Here is a 19912-nt window from a genome sequence, read left to right on the forward strand (position 1 = left end):
CGTCGTGGCTGGTCGCGCAGTTCCCCGCGCCCCTTACGGAGGCACGCGGGGATCTGCCTGTCGTCAGTGCGCGCGCCGGGAGACGCCCCCCTTGCGGCCGATGCCGAAGGCCAGGCGGTAGACGTCGGGGATGTCGACCGCGTAGTCGCGCAGGTCGGTGGCGCCCGCCGCGCGCCGTGTCATCACGCCGAGCCGTTCCAGCTCGTCGATCAGCTCGCGGTGGTTGTCCACGTCCTCCGGCCCGCTGCCCTGCGACCCGTTCGCCAGGACCTCGCGCAGCTTCGCGGAGAGGGCGGCGTCCCGCCAGTAGGCGAGGACCACGGACGGCTGCATCGGCACCTGGCCGCCCCGCAGCTGCTCGACGGCGACCGCCGCCCAGCTGATGTCCTCCTTGATCTCGTCCACGCGGATCTGGGAGGCGGTACTCACGGACGCGCGGATGGCGTCGTAGTGAAGGGCGTGTTCGTGTGCGGGGTAGCGGTCCCGGCTGATGGTCGCCGCCGTGGAGACGGCCTGGAGGAGGGTGCGCGGACTGACCTGGCCCTTGCCGTCCTGCAGGTGGTTGGGAAGCCAGGTGTACGTGTGGCCGCGGCGGTGGCTCGCGCCCATGTACGGGCCGGCCATGGTGACGAACAGTTCCTGCTGCCGTTTCGGGGTGGCGATGACGTCGACGGGTGCGATGCACCTGCCTTGGCCCTCACTGCGCCAACTGCCGGTCCACGAACGGAACTTCTCCGCCTCGGGGCTCGGGTGGTTGCCGAGCTGGTGGTAGAGGAGGCCGTACAGGTTCTCCGTGGTCCAGGTCAGGTCGGTGGCGTTGGCGCCGAGTTTGGAGGCGTCCGGGAAGTGCTTCGGGGCGCTCTCGTACATGTCCGGGCGGACGAAGATCTTCGCCCGGATCGCGCTGGTGCTCATGCGGAGATCCAGCGCCGCCTCGAAGAGGCCGGACACCAGCCGGTCGACGACCGGCCGTTCGTTGTGCAGGTGCTCCAGGGCATCGAAGATCAGCAGGCGGGTGCGGCCGCTCTTGCGGGCCTCCTGGTCGATCGTCCACAGAGCCCGTTCGCAGGACTCCGGGTGCTCGGCGACCCAGCGGACCCGCTTGTCCCAGCCTTCGATGCGCAGGGTCTCCGGGGCCCCGAGTCCGGTCAGGACCACGGCAGACCAGAGGTGCTGGGGCTTGACGCCGTCTTCCAGGAGCTTGCTGATGACGTTCTTGCCGGGATGGTGCAGGTTCGGCTCGCCACCCTTCGCGTGGCCGGTGGCGACCGTCATCCGTTGCAGCCGGGGCATCATGTACGAGGCCGCCGCGATCTCGCGCATCCTGTCGTCGCCGAGGACCTTGGTCCACACGGTCTTGCCGGAACCGCGTGCGCCGCGCACCACCGTCACGTCGGGATCCAGCGCACGCCGGTGGCTCGACGGCGTGAACAGCCGTGTGACGTCGGGGCTCACGGTGTCGGCGTCGAACGCGCTGCCGGGCGCGGTGGCGAGCAGCGTCCGGTACTCGTCGGTGGACAGCAGGTCCCGGTCCGTCATGACGGCTCCTCGCTCGGGAAGACGAGTTGGTGGACCTCGTCGAGGAACCTCTTGTACGCGGCCTCCACGAAGGGCAGTTCGGGCCAGTCGCGATCCTGGAGCGGGTCGAGGCCGATCAGGTCGTGGCTGAAGAGGACCGGGATGGGCGCGTGCGGGGCCTGGTCGTCCTCCAGGGCCGGGTGGTACGCGTCCAGGTCCGCGCCCTCGGCGTCGTCGTAGAGCGTGTCGGCGAACATCTTCTGGGCGTTGTCGCGGAGCTTGTGCAGGCGCTGTACGTCCCCGGCGGACCGGAACATGGCGGCCACGATCCGGAGGCGCTCACGCAGGTCGACGGCCTGGTCCGGGCGCTGCTTCCACTGGGAGAGCAGCATGCCGTAGCCGTACCAGGTGGACGGGTTGTCGACGGTGAAGAGCAGGGAGAGCCCGCTGAGCCGGGTGAGGGTGACGGCGGCGATGTCGTGGATGCCGGCGCGGCTGTCGAGCAGGACGACGTCCGGCTGCCGCGAGATCCCCGCCACCTGCGCCTCGCAGGCGGCGATGGCCTCCTCCAGCCGCACGCAGAACGGCTTGGGCGCGCCGCCCGGTTCGGCGGCCGGAAGGTCGCTGTATATGCGGTTCAGCTTCGCGAGGTAGTCGTAGTCGTCGCGGGGGCGGCCTCCGGCGGGGGCCAGCCAGATCTCGCCGTTGCCCTGGGCGGGCGTGAAGAACGAGCTCTGGGTGACCAGCTCCAGCCCTTCGGCGTTGCCGACGCCGGCTTCGACCAGGTGGTCCACGATGCCGTGCTCGGGCAGCTCGGCGAGGCCGTGCAGGAGCGTGGAGACTCCCGGGGACTCCAGGTCGAGGTCGACGACGAGGACGCACCTGCCCTTGTCGGCGAAGTGCCGGGCGAGGACGGCGGTGGCGGTGGAGCGCCCGACGCCGCCCTTGAAGCCGTACAGGGCGACCCGCCGCTCCCGCACCTCGGGCTGCGGCGAAGCGCCCGGTGCGGCCTCCCGGGCCCAGTCGGCGCCCACGACCGTCCGTTCGAGCACGGCGACCCTGCCTCGCTGTCCCGGGTCGCCCTCGTCCTGCACGATGAGTTCGGGGGAGGCGAAGAACATCTCCGGCGCGAACATCGTGGACGTGGTCTGGACGGGCTGGGCGCCTGCGAAGGCCTGGGTGTCGCGTCGGAACGCCTCCGCGAGTGCTTCCAGCTCCTCGGCGGGCAGCGGCTCGGACTCGTCGTCGATGAGGAGCGACGCACGCCCGAACAGGTCGCGTACGAGGACGGTGTCCCGGCCGGTTTCGGCGGCCCGGCGGGCGTGGCCCAGGGCGGCGTGCCACGCGGCGTCGAATCGGATGGGGTTCATGGGACGGGCGCCTGCTGTTCCACTTCGGCTTCGGCTTGGCTTCGACTGCGTTTGTGCTCTGTGCTACTTCGCCTGTTGGTAGGCGGCGATCACGGTACGGGCCGCGGCGAGGTGACGTTTCACGCGCTGATCCGATATCTGGCTGCTGTCACGGTAGCGGTGGGCCACGTCCCACTCGTCGGCGGATTCCCGGAAGGGGTTCTGCTGGGAGATCTGCGCGAGCACGGTGGCGCCGCGGTGGCCGTTCGCGAGGAGGAGGAGTTGGTCCCAGACGTGGGGGAGGTGGCCGTGCTGGGAGTCCTTCCGCGCTCTGTCCGCCTGCCGCCGGCTCTGTGTCGGCCGGTTCCTGATCGCCGGGCTGTACGGAATCCCGTGCGGCGTGTCCTGTACGGAACCGAAGAAGTCGAGCAGCATCGCCTTGATGGCGCACTCGGCGGCGATACCGGCCAGGTGGTCGGCGGGGCCGAAATGCTGCGGCGACCTGGCGAGCTGCGTTGCCGCGTTGTAGTGGCAGTGGCCCGCTTCCAGGAAGGAGTGCGGGTGAGCGGGTGTGGGTGTCGGCGTAGGCGCTGCGGGTGCCGGGGCTGCGGGCGGGGTCGAGGCCGCCGGGACCGGAGGGGGTGTCTGAGCCGTCACGCTGATCACCTTAGCGGCGTGATCACGGCAGATGAGAGTACTTTGCCGTGACTCCTGCGGGATCTGTTTCGGGCGGCGGTGCTGGCAGGATTGGGATGCGAAACCGTATGGCGATGTGCGGTGGGCGACGTGGTGCTGCGAGAGGGATGCGAAGAGTGACGGTCACGGGCCAGGACGCGCGGGCAGGGCTGGACCAGGCGGCGTTGCTGAAGGATCTGCGGCGGCAGGTCGTGATCCTTGAGGACGATCTGCGTGCGCGCAGTGAGTCCGTGGAGGAGTACCGCGTCCGGCTGGAGTCCGAGTACCGGCGGGCCCGGGAGGCGCAGCGTACGGCGGCGACGTACGGGGCGTGGCGGGACGAGCGGGTGACCCAGGCCGCGGTGGCCTGGGTGCTGGCCTGCGTCTTCGTACGGTTCTGTGAGGACCACGGGCTGATCGAGGCGCCGTTCATCGCCGGGCCCGGGGAGCGGCTGGTCGAGGCGGAGGAGCGGCACGAGGCGCACTTCCGCGAGCATCCCGACCACAACGACCGGGACTGGCTGCTTGCCGCGTTCGAGCATCTTGCGGGGGCCCACGAGACCGTGGCCGGTCTCTTCGACCGGGCGCACAACCCGCTGTGGGAGCTGATGCCTGGCTATGAGGCCGCGACGGAGTTGTTGCGGTTCTGGCGGCGGTGGGACGCGGACGGGCGGATCGTCTACGACTTCTCGCATCTGGAGTGGGATACGCGGTTCCTCGGTGACCTGTACCAGGACCTGAGTGACCATGCCCGGAAGACGTACGCGCTGCTGCAGACACCGGAGTTCGTCGAGGAGTTCATCCTCGATCTGACGCTGGAGCCGGCCATCGAGGAGTTCGGGCTGGATCCCGTGGTGGAGGGGCCGGGGGGTGTCGAGCGACGGGGGCTGCGGACGATCGACCCCGCGTGCGGGTCCGGGCACTTCTTGCTGGGCATCTTCGCGCGGCTTGTGGAGAAGTGGCGGGAGGCGGAGCCCGGCGCGGACGAGTGGTCGGTGGTGCGGAGGGCTCTGGAGTCCGTCCACGGGTGCGACAAGAACCCGTTTGCGGTGAGCATCGCCCGGTTCCGGTTGCTGGTCGCGGCCATGCGGGCTGCGGGGGCTGAGCGGTTGGCGGTCGCGCCGGTGTTTCCCATCAACGTGGCGGTGGGGGATTCGTTGCTGCACGGGCGGGGTGCGGCGGGTATTCAGACGGATTTGGGTACGTTGTTTGATGAGGTGGAGGAGGGCGGCTCTGGGAGTGGGGGCGCCTTTGTCTACTCTACGGAGGATGTGGGGGAGTTCGCGGGGGAGGTGGACTTGCTGGGGCGGGGGTCTTATCACGTTGTGGTGGGGAATCCGCCGTACATTACGGTGAAGGATAAGCGGGAGAACGAGAATTATCGGGCGGCGTATGATGCTTGCGCGGGTACGTATGCTTTGTCGGTTCCGTTCGCGCAGCGCCTGTTTGAGTTGGCTGTGAAAGGTGCCGGTGGTTCGACGGGTGGGGGAGGCTTCGTCGGGCAGATCACCGCGAACTCTTTTATGAAGCGGGAGTTCGGGAAGAAGCTGATCGAGGTGGTCTTCCGGAACCGGGTTGAGCTTTCGCATGTGATTGATACGTCTGGGGCGTTCATTCCCGGACACGGTACGCCGACGGTGATTCTCGTGGGGCGGAACCGGGTGCCGAACCCTGGGCGGACAGTCCGGGCGGTGCTCGGTGTTCGGGGAGAACCGACGCAGCCAGCTGATGCGGAGGAAGCTCGGGTCTGGCGGGCAATCGTTGAGCAGGTGAGTCGGCCGGGGAGCGAGTCAGATTGGGTATCAGCCGAGGATGCAGGGGCGGAGGTCTTCGCCGCTCATCCGTGGTCGGTGAGTGGCGGAGGGGCAGGAGCACTGCTTGACCGCGTGGCCGCCAATCGCTCGGTACTAAGCAAGAAGATTGATCCGCCGATCGGACGCGCAATTCGGGCAGGGGCGGATGAGGCGTTCATGCGACCTCTGAGGCCCACTTACCGTACACGCGCAGATCGACGCGGCTTGCGGCCGCTATTCCTGGGCGAGGTTGTTCGAGACTGGGGTGGTGCGCCAGAGGTAGGGATCTGGTACCCCTATGACCCGACGGTTGCCGACGGCGGGCTCGTCGAAGAACTCTGGCAGTGGCGGACCGTACTTGCTGCTCGCCGGACGTTTCAGGGCGACATGGCAGCTGCGGGTCTGGAGTGGTGGGAGTACATGCAACACACTGCTTCCGCCTACAAGACTCCTTTGTCGATTGTGTTTGCGTTCGTCGCGACCAATAACCACTTCGTGCTGGACCGGGGCGGGAAGGTGTTCAACCGTTCCGCCCCGGTGATTAAATTGCCGGAGGGTGCAGGGGAAGAAGAGCACTTGCATCTTATGGGGGTGCTCAACTCTTCGACAGCTTGTTTCTGGCTGAAGCAAGTGAGTCAGGGCAAAGGCGGCAGCGGTCTTGGGCGAGGGCTTCAGGATGAGGAATGGGAGGAGCGGTACGAGTTCACAGGAACCAAGCTCCAGGACTTCCCGCTGCCCGAGCGGCTGCCTCTTGCCATCGCGCGCGCACTGGATTCCATGGCTCAGGAGCTAGCCATGGTGGAGCCGTCCGCTCTCATTGAGGATTCCGCTCCTACTCGTCGAGCCCTTGATGATGCTCGCGCCCAGTACACGCGCATCCGCCTGAGCATGATTGGTCTCCAAGAAGAGCTGGACTGGCAGGTGTACGGGTTGTACGCGCTGCTGTCCGACGCCGAGGTGGCGCGGACCACCGTTCAGTCACCTGATCGAGAGAACACCCCCGAAGTGCGGCTCGGAGAGCGGGCGTTTGAGATTGTGCTGGCTCGGAAGTGTGCGAGTGGTGAGGTCGACACCGCGTGGTTCGAGCGGCACGGGTCGACGCCCGTTACCGAGATTCCAGGGCGCTGGCCCGACTGGTATCGAGACATCGTGCAGGCCCGTATCGACATCATCGAGCGGCGCAAGGACATCGCGCTCATCGAGCGGCCCGAGTGCAAGCGGCGATGGGCCTCCGAGCCCTGGGAGAAGAAGGAGAAGGCTGCCCTGCGCACCTGGCTGCTCGACCGGTGTGAAGACCCCGCGTTGTGGTTCAGCCTCCGCGAGGGTGTGAAGCAGCCGCGTCCGCTCACTGTCAACCAGCTTGCCGACGCCCTGGGTTCCGACGCCGACTTCACCTCCGTCGCCGCGCTCTACGCCGCCGACCACCTCACCAAGCCGGACCTCCCGCTCGGGCAGGTGCTCGCCGAAGTCATCGCCGACGAGCACGTGCCGTACCTCGCTGCCATGCGCTACAAGGACCCCGGCCTGCGTAAGCGTGCGCAGTGGGAGGAGGTCTGGGAGCAGCAGCGGGAGGAGGACCGGACCGGGCAGCGGCTCGACATCCCCGTACCGCCGAAGTACTCGTCCGCCGACTTCCTCAAGCACTCCTACTGGTCCCACCGCGGCAAGCTCGACGTGCCCAAGGAGCGGTTCGTCTCCTATCTGGAGGCCGGGCCCGACGCCGATCCGACCACACTGCTCGGGTGGGCCGGGTGGGATCACAAGGATCAGGCCCAGGCGCTCATCAACCTCATCGAGGACCGTACGGAGCAGAGCGGTTGGGGTACCGAGCGGTTGACCCCGTTGATCGCCGGGCTGCATGAGGTCATGCCCTGGGTACGGCAGTGGCACGGTGAGTACGACCCCGAGTGGGAGTCCGTGCCGGCGGAGGACTGTGATGCCTTCCTGGACGAGCAGATGGGCAAGCATCGGCTCAGTGCGGCGGATCTCAAGGCATGGCGGCCGGTCAAGCGGGCGCGGGGGCGTAAGGCTGCTGCCTCGAAGAAGGCGAGTGCCCCGGAGCAGTCCGCCCTCGACGTCGAGTAGGCGGTACGTGGCGGTGGGGCTGCCGGAGTTCAGTACACCGGCAGCCCCACGGGCGTTGGGTGGCTGTCAGAGTCGGGCGTCTGCCGCGTATGCGACGAAGGTCGACCACGTGGTGCGGGAGAGGGCCAGCCGGCCGCCCTCCTTGTCCTTGGAGTCCCGGACGTGGACGGCTTCAGGGCAGTCAGCGACTTCGACGCAGTTGTCGCCCTCGCTACCGCTGTAGCTGCTCTTGAACCACGCCGGTTCCGTAGTGCTCATAGCGCTCCTCGCATGTGTTCCAGCAGGCTCACCGTGGCCCTGCAGTCGAGGGCCTGCGCACGCAGCTTGCCATAGCGTTGGAGCAGGACGCTGACGTCCTTCGATGACGTGATCAGGGTGCTGGAACGCTGACCCTCGGTGTAGCCGATCCACTGGTTGTCAGGAGTCTCTGCCAGGTACATCTGGCCGTCAACGCCTGCGTGGTCTTCCTGCTGCAGTGGCATGAGCTGGATCTCCACGTTGCGCAGCTTCCCGACCTCCAGGAGGTGGTTGATGAGGGCTTCTGTGACGCTTGCTCCACCCACCCGCCGTTCCAACAGCGCCTGTTCGATGACGAAGCTGAAGGCCGTGTTCGGCTTCTGCGTCAGGAGTTGCTGTCGCTCAAGTCGTGCCGCAGTCTCACGTTCCACTTGCTCCTCGGTCACCGGCGGCAACCGTCGATCAAAGATCGCCCGGATGTACGCCTCCGGCTGCAACAACCCAGGAATCGCCCGGCACTCATACGCGTAGAGCGAGATCGCCTCCTCCTCGATCCCGGCCCACTGCACGAACCACGAGGCCAGCCCCTGCCTCCGTGTCAGATGCCGTGCCGCCGCCTTGAGCACCCTGGGCGCCTGGAGAACCACCCCGGCCCGCTCGATGAACCTCACCGACGGGAAGCGTTTCCCCTGCTCCAGCTTGGCCACCGCATGCACCGAGTACCGCACCTGCGGTGCGAACTCCTCCTGCGTCAGGCCCGCTTCCTCCCGTAACGCCTTCAGGACCGCGCCGAAGCTCTTGAGGCCGTCCGACACTTCCGGTTCACTGCTCGCGACGCCGTCCATCACGCCCGGCCCACCTCCCACGTACCCCACCGGGACATCAACCCACCCATGGTTACGGGGCGTCACCCGCCCTGTCCACCGGGTGAACCCACCCAGCCGCCGCTGTACCAGTTCCGTGCCTGTTGAACCGCTCTGCCTCCCACAACGCTGACCGCATGACCGCACCTCAGACTCAACCGGCCGTCACCGTACGTGTGTTCTCCCGGCGGCTCAGCGCGACCCGTCGCGGCGCCCGCCTCGCCCGCCAGCTCGCCACGCACCAACTCGACGCCTGGGGCATCCCGTTCGGCTCGGACCTCTCCGACACCGTGGCCCTCGTCGTCGCCGAGCTGGCCTCCAACGCCGTACTCCACGCGCGCGTACCCGGCCGCGACTTCGCCCTCCGCCTTGAGCACCGTACGGACACGCTCCGCGTCGAGGTCGCCGATGCCCGGGGCGACCGCCCGCTCACCGCGCAGCCGCCCTCGACCGGTGCCACGGACGCGACCACCGATCAAGACCACGGCCGGGGCCTCGTCATCGTCGGCGCCCTCTCCTCCCGCTGGGGCGTCGCCGACCGCCAGGGGCCCGGCAAGGTCGTCTGGGCCGAGATCGATCACTGAATCCGCCTCGGCCGCGCCGCCACCGAGGCGACGTTCCTCGCTGGGCGCATTCCGACCCGAGGTCGCGGGTCGCAGGTCTGGTGCGAGGGGAGGGCGGGATGCCCGGAGCCGGTCGGCGGCGTGATCGTCTCGGCGTGACATCTGCCGGTTGCCCGCGACCGATGCCGTCCGGGGGCGGGTGCCGGACAGGCACCCGCCCCCTCGGGGCGGAGCTTGCCGCCGAGGTGGCGCGCATACGGCTCACCGAGCGTCGTCGGCTGATCGGCAAGCGTGTCGGCGGCACGCTCGGCCCTGTCGTACTCCTGGTCCGGGAGGAGTTCCAGCCAGTGTCGAACTCCTGTTCGATCTCGATCTGCCACGGGTCACCCGGACCCCGACGATACAGATGTCCATCCAGGCTGCCACTTTCTCTGTATGCGCCTGTTTCGTCACGCACGGCAACTGCCGTCCGGCCGGCCGTCGCCGAACGTGACCCGAGCATCACGCGACTTGCGTCTGGCCTGGGCACAAGGCATGGCAGGACTGGCAAGATTGGATGTCGCGCGTGAGATCCGGGAGATCGGCGCGCCCCGACTGCTGCCGAGTGAGGGAACGAGAGCCGGATGCCCACCAGCGAACTCTTCCTGCGGGATGTCATCGACATCAAGGAAGACGTCCATGCCGGCGATTTCAAGGTCGAGCTGTCCGGCGGGTTCACCGAAACCGATGCCCGCGTCGCGGAGTACGTGGTCACCGAGCAGCTGCAGGGGGCCTTCCGCAGCGCGCTCGGGCTGGTCGGGGCGGCGGTCAGGTCGGGGAACTCGCACGCCGCCTACCTGCACGGATCGTTCGGCGCCGGTAAGAGCCACTTCCTGACCGTGCTGCACGCCGTGCTGAACAACAGTGCCGCGGCCCGCTCCAAGCCGCGGCTGCAGGAGGTCATCGCCGAGCACGACGACTGGCTGCGCGGCAGCAGGTTCCTCATGGTGCCCTACCACCTCGTGGGCTCCACCGACCTGGACTCGGCCATCCTCGGCGGCTACGTGCACGCCGTGCGGTCCCTGGAAGGGAACAAGCCGACCCCCGCCGTCTACCGGGCCGACTCCGCGCTCGCGGACGCGCGCAGGCAGCGGGAGTTCCTGGCCGACGACACCAAGTTCGTGCAGTGGCTCGGGGACGGGGCCGCCGCGGTGGCCCCCGGTGGCGGTGCCGTCGGCACGGACGGCGATGACGACGACCTCGACATGCTGGACGCGGACGACGCCGCCCCGGCCGCCGGCAGCTGGACCTCCGCCGACCTGGACCGTGCCTTCGGCGCGCCCGCCGGGGACCCGTACCGCGAGGCGCTCGTGTCCGCCCTGCTCTCCGGGCCCATGGCGGCGTACGCGCAGGGAGCGCGCGGCGACAAGGACGCCTTCGTGCCGCTGGAGAACGGGCTGTCCGTCATCTCCCGCCACGCGAAGTCCCTCGGCTACGACGGCATCGTGCTCTTCCTCGACGAGCTGATCCTCTGGCTCCAGGCGCACATGGGCGAGCAGGACTTCGTGCGCGACCAGGTGCAGCGGCTGGTCAAGCTGATCGAGTCCGGGGACACCGACCGGCCCGTGCCGATCGTGTCCTTCATCTCGCGTCAGCGCGACCTGTCGCAGCTGATCGGCTCCGACGTGGCCGGCGCCGAGGTGCAGAACCTGGAACAGCAGATCGAGTACCTGGCCGGACGCATCGACGTCGTCAACCTGGAGGACAGCAACCTCGTCGAGATCATCAAGCGCCGGGTGCTGGAACCGAGGCCGGGGATGGAAGCGGCCCGCGACGAGGCCTTCACGCTCGTCGAGTCGTCCAAGGACGAGGTCCGCCAGGTGCTGCTCGACGCCCACGGGCGGACCGAGGCAAGCTGGGACGACTTCCGCACCCTCTACCCGCTCTCGCCCGCGCTGCTCAACGTCCTCGTGGACCTCTCCGGAGCGCTCCAGCGCGAACGCACCGGCCTCAAGCTCGTCCAGGAACTGCTGAGGCGCCGGCGGGACGACCTGAGGATGGGGGAGCTGATCCCGATCGGCGACCTGTGGGACGTCATAGCGTCGGGCACCGGTGAGGCGTTCACCGCCAAGCTGCGCCGCGAGTCCGAGATCGCGCACCGCTTCCACGCACGCGTACGGGCCCATCTGCTGGAGAAGTACGGGTCCGTCGACGATCCGCGCTACCGGCGGGACGACCGGCTCGTCAAGACGCTGCTGCTCGCCGCGCTCGCCCCCAACGTCCCGGCCCTGGCCCGGCTGACCGGTGGACGGCTCGCCGCCCTCAACCACGGCACGATCAGGGCCCGGGTGGGGTCGGCCGGATCGATCGCGGTGAAGGCGCTGCGAGACCTCCAGGCCCAGGGCTTCGGGGAGCTGAGGAGCGAGGGCGACGCCGACCCGGTCTTCCATCTGCACCTGTCCGACCTGGACGTCGAGCCGCTGCTCGAAGAGGTCCAGGGGGTCGCGGACAAGGGCGGACACCGGCGGCAGTGGGTCAAGGACCAGCTGTGGGCGGCCTTCGGCATCAAGGACACGCAGGCGTTCGTGTGCGAGCGCGAGATCGTCTGGCGGGGCACCAGGCGGACCGCCGAGTTCGTCTTCGGGAACGTACGGGATCCCCATCTGCCCGACGAGCAGTTCGAACCGCAGACGGACGGCAACATCCGTTTCGTGCTGGACTACCCCTTCGACGAGCCGCAGCGCTCGCCCATCGAGGACGTCCACCGGATCGAAGCCCTGAAGCGGTCGGGGCGGACCGGGAACACCGTCGTCTGGCTGCCCGACTTCTTCTCCGAGCAGCGGGCCCGGCAGCTCGGACGGCTCCTGAAGATCAACTATCTGCTGGAGCGCGACCGCCTCGACGACGTCACCGCCACCCGCCCGGCCGAGGAACGGATCCAGATCCGCCACCAGCTCAAGGCGCAGAGCGACAACCTCACCACGCAACTCTCCGCCGTACTGGAGCAGTTGTACGGGATCAGCAAGGCGGAGACCGCGAACGTGGGGGCCGAGGTCCCGGCGGACCAGCACGTGTGGTCGCTGCGGCCCGGCTTCACACGGAAGAAGCCCGAGCCCGGGATCGGCTTCGAGAAGAACCTCTACGCCCTCGCGGACGAGATGTTCGCCGTGCTCCACCCGAAGCACCCCGACTTCGACCCCGCCCTCACCCGCAAGCCGGTCACCCTGCGCGAGCTGAAGACGGCGCTCGAATGGATCGGCCGGGCCATGGAGAGCGGTGAGCGACGCGTCGTCGTCGACAGCCACCAGCTGGCCACGGTGAAGAAGATCGTGCACCCGCTGGGACTGGGCGAGGTGCACGACGGTCCGCTCAACGTCAGCCGTGAGTGGCGGCTGCGGATCAACCAGAAGGCCGCCGACGCCCACGCCGGGACGGACCTGTCCGTCGAGGACATCCGCAGGTGGATCGGCCAGCTCGGGTTCACCGGCCTGGAGAAGAACGTCGGCAACCTGATCATCGCCACCTACGCGCTGCTCGACGACCGGACGTGGGTGTACCAGACCTCGCCGCTGCGGCAGGCGCCCGAGCTGGACAAGATCGGTCCCGGTTACGGGCTGCGCGCCGTCGAGAAGCCGACCGACGAGGAGTTCGCGACCGCGCGTGAACGGGCCGGACGCATCTTCGGGGTGCACGTACCGTCCGCGCTCATCGCGCTGAACGTCGCCAGACTCGCCACCGGTGTGAAGGAAGTCGCCGAGAACCACCGGGATGCCGTGAGCGGGGTCCGGTCCGTGCTGCAGAAGCGGGCCGGGGAGCTGGGCCTGCAGGGGCCGCAGGGAGCGGACGCCCCGCGGATGAGGTCCATGAAGGCCGCGGCGGACCTGGTGGCCCGGCTCGCCCGCACCGACGACGCGGCCGTGGTGGTGCGCGAGCTCGCGGCCGTGGCGTACGACGTGACCGACCAGGAGATCGGGGCAGCCCTCAAGCAGGCCCCCGAGGTGCTGGACGCGCTCGACGACACCAACTGGAAGCTGCTGGGCAGCGTGCGCGGCTTCGCCGGACGGGACGACGGCGTGGGCGACCGGGCCGCACGGCTGATCCAGGTCGTCGAGGAGACCGCGAACGACCACGAGCAGGCCCGCTCGCTCGTCCCCGTACTCGAACAGCTCCAGGACCGGGCGCTGGCCCTCGTCAACGAGGTCGCCCGCCTCGCGCAGGTCGCCCAGCCCGTGCCGCCGCAGCCGCAGCCGCAACCGCAGCCGCAACCGCAGCCGCAACCGCAGCCGACCGCGGACGACATCAGCTTCACGGAACACGGCAGGCCGGTGATCCAGTCGGCGCCGGTCGTGCCGGAGGACACGCCGCAGCCGGCCGACGGCGGCGGGCGGCCGGCCGACGTACCCGCCCCCGCCGTACGCCCGGGGGCTCCGCATCTCGTCGAGCCCACCCGGCTCGAAGCGTCCCTCGCCGCCACGGTCGCCGACGTGGAGGAGGAGATCAGGTCGTACCTCGCCGCGCATCCGGGCACCCGCATCCAGGTCACCTGGCGCCCGGTGCCCGCCGACGGCCAGGAGACCGGACGCTGATGGGCGCCGCTCTGCCCCAGGTGGGCCGTCGCACCATCGAGGCTCTGCTCGCCACGCACGCCTCCGGGCTCGGAGAGAGGCGTCTCGTCCTGGTGCACGGGCGCTACACGGCCGGCGCGCCCGAGGAGTTCACCGTGCGGACGGGGCAGGACACGCGGCGCGTCCGCGTCAGCCATCAAACGTCCGTCCTGGGCATCCTCGAGGAGTGGACGAAGCACCGGGACAGGGCTGCCGGTGCGGACCTCCTCGTCGTCACCACCGGCGTCGACGACGGTCAGATCGGCTGGGACCTGCGCGGGCAGGCGGTACGGCGGCAGACGCTCACGGTGGAGAACGCCGAGATCGTCATGCAGCGCTTCGGCGCCGCCGGACTCGACCCGCGCATGTACGACGAGGCATGGCTGCTGGAGGCGCTGCTCGACGCCGAGCCGCCCCAGGGGTGGAAGCGCGCGGGCTCCGTCCTGACGCGGGACGCGGCGCTGCGCGCCCTGGTCGTGGCCCGGCTCGGGCTGGATGACGGCACCGACGGGGCGACCCCGGCGGCGGGGACCGTCGTCGATCTGGACGCCCTGCTCACCTGGTCCCGTACACCTGCGGGGCCCCTGCGCTTCGCCGAGCTGGACCAGACGGAACGGGACGAGCTGAAGAAGTGGCTCGGTGAGACCACGGGGCCGGCCGCACCGGTCCTGATGTCCCTGGCCGAGACCGGGCGCGGACCGGACGCGATGCCGCTCGGTCTGCTGGGAGCCGTCCTGCGCGACCAGGCCGCGAGCCCGGACGTGGTGCTCGCCGTCGGTGGACTGTTCGGCCAGGTGATGCCGCGCCGGACGGAACTGCAGTCCTTCACCGAAGCCGTCGAGGGCGCCCTCATCCGCTGGATCGGGGAGGCCCGGCACAACGCCGACGCACTGGAGCGGGTCACCGCCGTCCTCAAGCGTGCCGACAAGCTCGCCGAGGACGCCGGACTCACCGTCGCCCTCGAATCCAACCGCTTCCTGCCCTCCAGCTTCACGGCCCAGCTGCGGCACGTGACGGCGGCGGCCCGTACCTCCCCACAAGCGGGGGAGGCGGCCCTGTCCGAGCTGAACGCGCACATGCTGGCCCGCCTGGACACGGACCGCGTCGGCGTGGCCGAGATGGCCGTACGGATCGCCCGCTGGCTGGCCCTTCCACGGCCCACGGTGGCGTCGGTGGCGGCCGGAGTCAGGGACCAGGCAGGGGACTGGGGCTGGGCGGACCGGGCGCTCGCCGTGCTGTGGGCCGGCGACCCCGAGGGTGACACCGCCGCGGGCGAGGACCTCCGTGCCCTGTACGAGGCGGCTCGTCAGCGACGCGAGGGGCTGGACGAGGAGTTCGCCCGGCGGCTGGCGTCCTGGACGCCGAACGCCACCGCGCTCCACCCCGGCGGCTGCCTGGTCGTCGAGAACGTACTGGCCGAAGCCGTCAGGCCGCTGGCCGGCGACACGGCTCCGCTCGTGCTGGTACTGGACGGCATGAGCTGCGCCGTCGCCGCCCAACTGGGCGAGGAGGCCGAGCGCGAGGGCTGGACCGAGGCCGTGCCCGGCAGGACGGGCTCGGCAGAACAGCCGCGTCGGATGGCCGCGGTGTCCATGATCCCCTCGGTCACCGAGGTCAGCCGTGCCTCCCTGCTCACCGGAACGGCGGTCAAGGGCGGGCAGGCGAAGGAGAGTGCGGGCTTCGCCGCCTTCTGGAAGCAACGGCGACTCGACGCACTGCTCTTCCACAAGGCCGGGATAGAGGGAGGAGCGGGAAGGTTCCTCTCCGAGGAGCTCATGGCCGCGCTCGCCTCGGACGCGGTCGTCGGCGTCGTACTGAACACCATCGACGACGCCCTCGACAAGGGACAGCAGGGGCGGCGTACCCAGTGGAGCCTGGGCGACGTCACCTACCTGCGGGAACTGCTGTCGGCGGCCAAGGGGTACGGGCGCCCGGTCGTGCTCGTCGCCGACCACGGCCATGTGCTGGAGAGGGGCGCGAGCGAAGGGCCCGCGGGCGACGAGCGCGCGACACCCGGCTCGGCCCGATGGCGTACCGGCGCGGCGAAGGACGGCGAGGTCCAGCTGTCGGGACCGCGCGTACTGGAGGGCGGCGGCACCGTCGTCGTGCCCTGGCGGGAGGACATCCGCTACACCGGCCGCCGGGCCGGGTACCACGGCGGAGCCGCACTCGCGGAGGTCACCGTGCCGCTGCTCGTCCTGGTGCCCGACCGGGACCAGGTGCCGAAGGGATGGGAGGCCCTGCCCCGGGAACAGGCCGTGCCTCGATGGTGGGCCCCCCACAAGGGCGGGCAGTCCGAGGCCGTGGCAGCCCAGGAGGCACCGCGCAAGCCGAAGCGGGGAAAGCCGAAGGAGCAGCACGCGGGCGAAGGGCTCTTCGCCGCCGCCGACGTCGCAGCGGCGGCCGCGGACGGAGCCGCCCCCGCCACCCTGGGCGAGCGCGTGGTCGCCAGCGAGGTGTACGCGGCGCAGAAGGAGTACGTCCGCAAGGCCCCCGAGAGCAAGGTCGTGGCGGCCGTCGTCGACGCACTGGCCGGGGCGGGCGGCACCATGTCACCGGCCGCGCTCGCCGGCGCCATCTCGGCGACCGGGCGGGTACGGCGCAACATCGACGGGTTCATCGCCACCCTGCAGCGGCTGCTCAACATCGAGGGCTATCCCGTCCTCGGCTTCATCGACGCCGGGCACACGGTGAAACTCGATGTGACCCTGCTGCGCGACCAGTTCTTCCCGAAGGAGCCGACGTGACGCCGAAGACGCCGTCGCCCGACGTGAGCGCGGTCCGGCGGCAGGAGGTCGTCGACGCACTGCGCCGGGGCACCGTGCCGCACTCCGGGCTCGACCTCTTCGCGGTCGGCCTCGACCGGTTCACCGGCGCCCTCGACGAGGACGTGGCCACCGTGGCGCGCGGCGGGGCCGCCTTCCACGCCATCCGCGGAGAGTACGGATCCGGCAAGACCTTCTTCGCACGCTGGCTCGCCGAGCGGGCCAAGCGCGCCGGGCTCGCCACGGCCGAGGTGCAGATCTCCGAGACGGAGACACCTCTGCACCGGCTGGAGACGGTGTACCGCCGGCTGACCGAGCGGCTGTCCACGGCGACCCACCAGCCCAGTGCGCTGCGCGCGATCGTCGACTCCTGGTTCTACACACTGGAGGAGGAGGTCCTCGACAACGGGGACGTGGACGAGGACGACGAAGCGGCGCTGGGCGAAGCCGTCGACGCGCTGATGGAGCGTCGGCTCGCCGAGGTGGCCCGCACCACACCGGCGTTCGCCGCAGCCCTGCGCGGGTACCGGCGCGCGGTCGCAGCCGACGACGCGGTGACCGCGGAAGCCCTCATCGCCTGGCTCGGCGGTCAGAAGTCCGTCGCCGCGTCCGCACGCCGGGCCGCCGGGGTGCGGGGCGACCTCGACCACTTCGCGGCACTCGGCTTCCTGCAGGGACTGCTCACCGTGCTGCGGGACTGCGGCCACCCGGGGCTGCTGGTCGTCCTCGACGAGATCGAGACCCTTCAGCGGGTGCGCGGTGACGTACGGGAGAAGGGACTCAACGCGCTGCGGCAGCTGCTCGACGAGATCGATGCCGGACGCTTCCCCGGGCTGTTTCTCGTCATCACGGGGACACCGGCCTTCTTCGACGGCCGGCAGGGCGCGCAGCGGCTTCCGCCGCTCGCGCAGCGACTGGCGACCGACTTCACCACCGACCCACGCTTCGACTCTCCGAGGGCGGTCCAACTACGCCTCGCCGGTTTCGACCTGGAGCGGCTCGGCGCGTTGGGCAGGCGCGTGCGCGACCTGTACGCGGGTGCCGCCCGGCATCCGGAACGCGTCGGACAGCAGGTGGACGACGCGTATCTCATGGAGCTCGCCACCGCCGTCACCGGCGGACTCGGGGGCAAGGTCGGCGTCGCGCCCCGCGTGTTCCTCCGCAAACTCGTCGCCGACGTGCTCGACCGGGTGGACGAGTTCCAGGACTTCGATCCACGCAGGCACTACGCGCTCACCCTCTCGGACGGCGAGCTGACCGAGGCCGAACGCAACGCGGCCGCCGCACGCGCGGACGACATCGACCTGGAGATGCCGTGAGCGGCATCGACGATCTCGAACCCGCACTCGTCCACCACATCGTCAACACGCTCGGCTGGCCCGGACTGCGCCCCCTGCAGGAGGAGGCCATCGAGCCGCTGCTCGCGGGCGACGACGCGATCCTCCTGGCGCCCACCGCCGGAGGCAAGACGGAGGCCGCGTCGTTCCCGCTGCTGTCGAAGATGGTGCAGCAGACGTGGTCAGGGACGTCCGTCCTCTACGTGTGTCCGCTCAAGGCGCTGCTCAACAACCTGCTGCCCCGGCTGGAGACGTACACCTCGTGGCTCGGACGCACGGTCGCCCTGTGGCACGGGGACGTCACCTCCGGCGCGCGCAAACGGATCCTGGCGGCGCGTCCCGACATCCTGCTCACCACGCCGGAGTCGCTGGAGGCGATGCTGGTGAGCGCGAACGTCGACCACACCTCCTTCTTCTCCGGATTGCGCACCGTGGTCGTCGACGAGGTGCACGCCTTCGCCGGGGACGACCGGGGCTGGCACCTTCTGGCCGTCCTGGAGCGGCTCCAGCGCGTGGTCGGACGTCCCGTCCAGCGAGTCGGACTGTCCGCCACCGTGGGAAACCCGGACGAGCTGCTGCTGTGGCTGCAGGGATCCGGAGCGGGGAAGCAGCCGTCCGCGGTGGTGGCACCGCACCTGGCCGACCCGGAGCCGGGGACATCGGGAGCGGCGCCACCACCCCCGGACATCCAGCTCGACTACGTGGGTTCCGTCGACAACGCCGCCACCATGATCGCGGCCCTGCACCGCGGCGAGAAACGTCTCGTCTTCTGCGAGTCCCGCAGGCTCGTCGAGGAACTGGGCGAAAAGCTGCGCGCCAAGGGCGTGACCGCCTTCCTCTCCCACGCCTCCCTCTCCGTCGACGAACGCCGACGCGCGGAACACGCCTTCGCCGAGGCCCGCGACTGCGTCATCGTCTCCACGAGCACCCTCGAACTCGGCATCGACGTCGGCGATCTGGACCGGGTCATCCAGATCGACTCCCCGCTCACCGTCGCCTCCTTCCTGCAACGGCTGGGCCGCACCGGACGCAGACCCGGCACGTCACGCAACTGCCTCTTCCTCGCACTGGACCGCGACGGACTCCTCGGTGCTTCGGCCCTCCTCCTGCAGTGGTCCCGCGGCTGGGTGGAGCCCGTCGTCGCCCCGCCGGAGCCGCGGCACATCGTGGCCCAGCAGCTTCTCGCGCTGTGCCTGCAGGAATCGCAGGTCGGGGACCGTCTCTGGCAGGAGTGGTGGAACGGCCTCGGCCCGTTCGGGCAGTCCGCCGAGCCGATCGTCCGGCACCTGGTCGACAACGGCTACCTGGACCAGGACGGCGGACTCCTGTTCATCGGCCCCGAGGCGGAACGGCGCTTCGGGCACCGGCACTTCATGAACCTCACAGCGGTGTTCACCGCGCCTCCCCAGTTCACCGTGGTGCAAGGGCGTCGGGAGATCGGCAGAACGGATCCCAGCCTGCTCACCGAACGGATCGACGGGCCACGTCGGTTGCTCCTGGCCGGGCGGAGCTGGCAGGTCACGTACATCGACTGGAAGCGCAAGCGGTGCTTCGTCGAACCCGTCGACGGCGGTGGCCGGGCGAAGTGGAGCGGAGCCGGGCTCGGCCTCGGCATCTCCTTCGAACTGACGCGCGCCGTACGGGACGTGCTTCTCGGGGCGAACCCGCCGGTGGACCTCACGGCACGAGCCGAGAAGTACCTGGTCGAAGCACGGGAGCACGTCATGGAAGGGGTGCACCCCGGAGGCACGGTGATCACCCGCGGTCCCGGAGGACACGTGAGGTGGTGGACATGGGCCGGCCATCGGGCGAACGCCACACTCGCAGCGACGCTCGCTGAGGTCGCCGTACCTGCCCAGCAGATCAACGACTGCTGGATCCGGCTGCGTGAGGACCTCAGCCCGGACGCCTGGAAACAGGTCTCGGTCGCCGCCTCGGACCATCTGTGCCTGCCGGAGGTCGACGAGCGGGCGGTCAAAGGACTGAAGTTCGCGGATGCGCTGCCGCCCAGGCTCGCCGAGTCGACGCTGGCAAGGCGGCTGGCGGACCTGGAGTCGGCAGCGCGCGTGCTGTCTGAACCCGTGCGGTTCGTTGCACGGCCATGATGACCGACTGACGCAACTCCTGGCCCGATCGCGCGGATC

11 protein-coding genes are annotated in these 19912 nt (G+C 69.8%); 6 read left to right on the forward strand and 5 right to left on the reverse strand.

The features are described 5' to 3' along the window. Nucleotides 1–63: 63 nt before the first annotated feature. The 3 genes from AC5K6T_RS04405 to AC5K6T_RS04415 form a co-directional block, all read right to left on the reverse strand. Complete coding sequence (locus AC5K6T_RS04405; RefSeq protein ID WP_493205796.1) at nucleotides 64–1539, reverse strand: hypothetical protein; 1476 nt, start codon at nucleotides 1537–1539, stop codon at nucleotides 64–66. Beyond that, entirely contained in the window at nucleotides 1536–2888 is a 1353-nt protein-coding gene (locus tag AC5K6T_RS04410; protein ID WP_493205798.1) for a ParA family protein, read from the reverse strand. The genes AC5K6T_RS04405 and AC5K6T_RS04410 overlap by 4 nt, the downstream gene beginning before the upstream one ends. A 63-nt stretch (nucleotides 2889–2951) precedes the next feature. Beyond that, complete coding sequence (locus tag AC5K6T_RS04415; RefSeq protein WP_493205800.1) at nucleotides 2952–3524, reverse strand: hypothetical protein; 573 nt, start codon at nucleotides 3522–3524, stop codon at nucleotides 2952–2954. 146 nt (nucleotides 3525–3670) lie between these two features. Between AC5K6T_RS04415 and pglX the strand changes: the two genes are divergently transcribed. Further along, nucleotides 3671–7420 carry a BREX-2 system adenine-specific DNA-methyltransferase PglX gene (gene pglX / locus AC5K6T_RS04420; RefSeq protein ID WP_493205802.1) on the forward strand — a complete coding sequence of 1250 codons (3750 nt, stop codon included), beginning with the start codon at nucleotides 3671–3673 and terminating at the stop codon, nucleotides 7418–7420. Nucleotides 7421–7486: 66 nt separating this feature from the next. Here pglX and AC5K6T_RS04425 read toward each other — a convergent pair whose 3' ends face one another. Both AC5K6T_RS04425 and AC5K6T_RS04430 read right to left on the reverse strand, forming a co-directional pair. Then, nucleotides 7487–7678 (reverse strand): DUF397 domain-containing protein, encoded by a 192-nt coding sequence (locus tag AC5K6T_RS04425; protein WP_493205804.1) that lies wholly within the window; start codon nucleotides 7676–7678, stop codon nucleotides 7487–7489. Then, nucleotides 7675–8502 carry a helix-turn-helix domain-containing protein gene (locus AC5K6T_RS04430; RefSeq protein ID WP_493207330.1) on the reverse strand — a complete coding sequence of 276 codons (828 nt, stop codon included), beginning with the start codon at nucleotides 8500–8502 and terminating at the stop codon, nucleotides 7675–7677. The genes AC5K6T_RS04425 and AC5K6T_RS04430 overlap by 4 nt, the downstream gene beginning before the upstream one ends. Before the next feature lie 155 nt (nucleotides 8503–8657). Here AC5K6T_RS04430 and AC5K6T_RS04435 point away from each other — a divergent pair, with 155 nt between their 5' ends. From AC5K6T_RS04435 to AC5K6T_RS04455, 5 genes are all read left to right on the forward strand, one after another. Next, a complete protein-coding gene (locus AC5K6T_RS04435; protein ID WP_493205806.1) occupies nucleotides 8658–9104 on the forward strand; it encodes an ATP-binding protein in 447 nt (148 codons plus the stop codon). Nucleotides 9105–9706: 602 nt separating this feature from the next. Continuing rightward, the gene (locus AC5K6T_RS04440; RefSeq protein WP_493205808.1) at nucleotides 9707–13648 is read left to right on the forward strand and encodes a DUF6079 family protein; all 3942 of its coding nucleotides are present in this window, start codon (nucleotides 9707–9709) and stop codon (nucleotides 13646–13648) included. Continuing rightward, nucleotides 13648–16413 carry a BREX-2 system phosphatase PglZ gene (gene pglZ / locus AC5K6T_RS04445; protein ID WP_493205810.1) on the forward strand — a complete coding sequence of 922 codons (2766 nt, stop codon included), beginning with the start codon at nucleotides 13648–13650 and terminating at the stop codon, nucleotides 16411–16413. Before AC5K6T_RS04440 ends, pglZ begins: the two co-directional genes overlap by 1 nt. Beyond that, complete coding sequence (gene brxD, locus AC5K6T_RS04450) at nucleotides 16410–17750, forward strand: BREX system ATP-binding protein BrxD (protein WP_493205812.1); 1341 nt, start codon at nucleotides 16410–16412, stop codon at nucleotides 17748–17750. The genes pglZ and brxD overlap by 4 nt, the downstream gene beginning before the upstream one ends. After that, nucleotides 17747–19873 carry a DEAD/DEAH box helicase gene (locus AC5K6T_RS04455; protein WP_493205814.1) on the forward strand — a complete coding sequence of 709 codons (2127 nt, stop codon included), beginning with the start codon at nucleotides 17747–17749 and terminating at the stop codon, nucleotides 19871–19873. Before brxD ends, AC5K6T_RS04455 begins: the two co-directional genes overlap by 4 nt. Nucleotides 19874–19912: the final 39 nt, after the last annotated feature.

The organism is Streptomyces sp. B8-7, assembly GCF_058833805.1.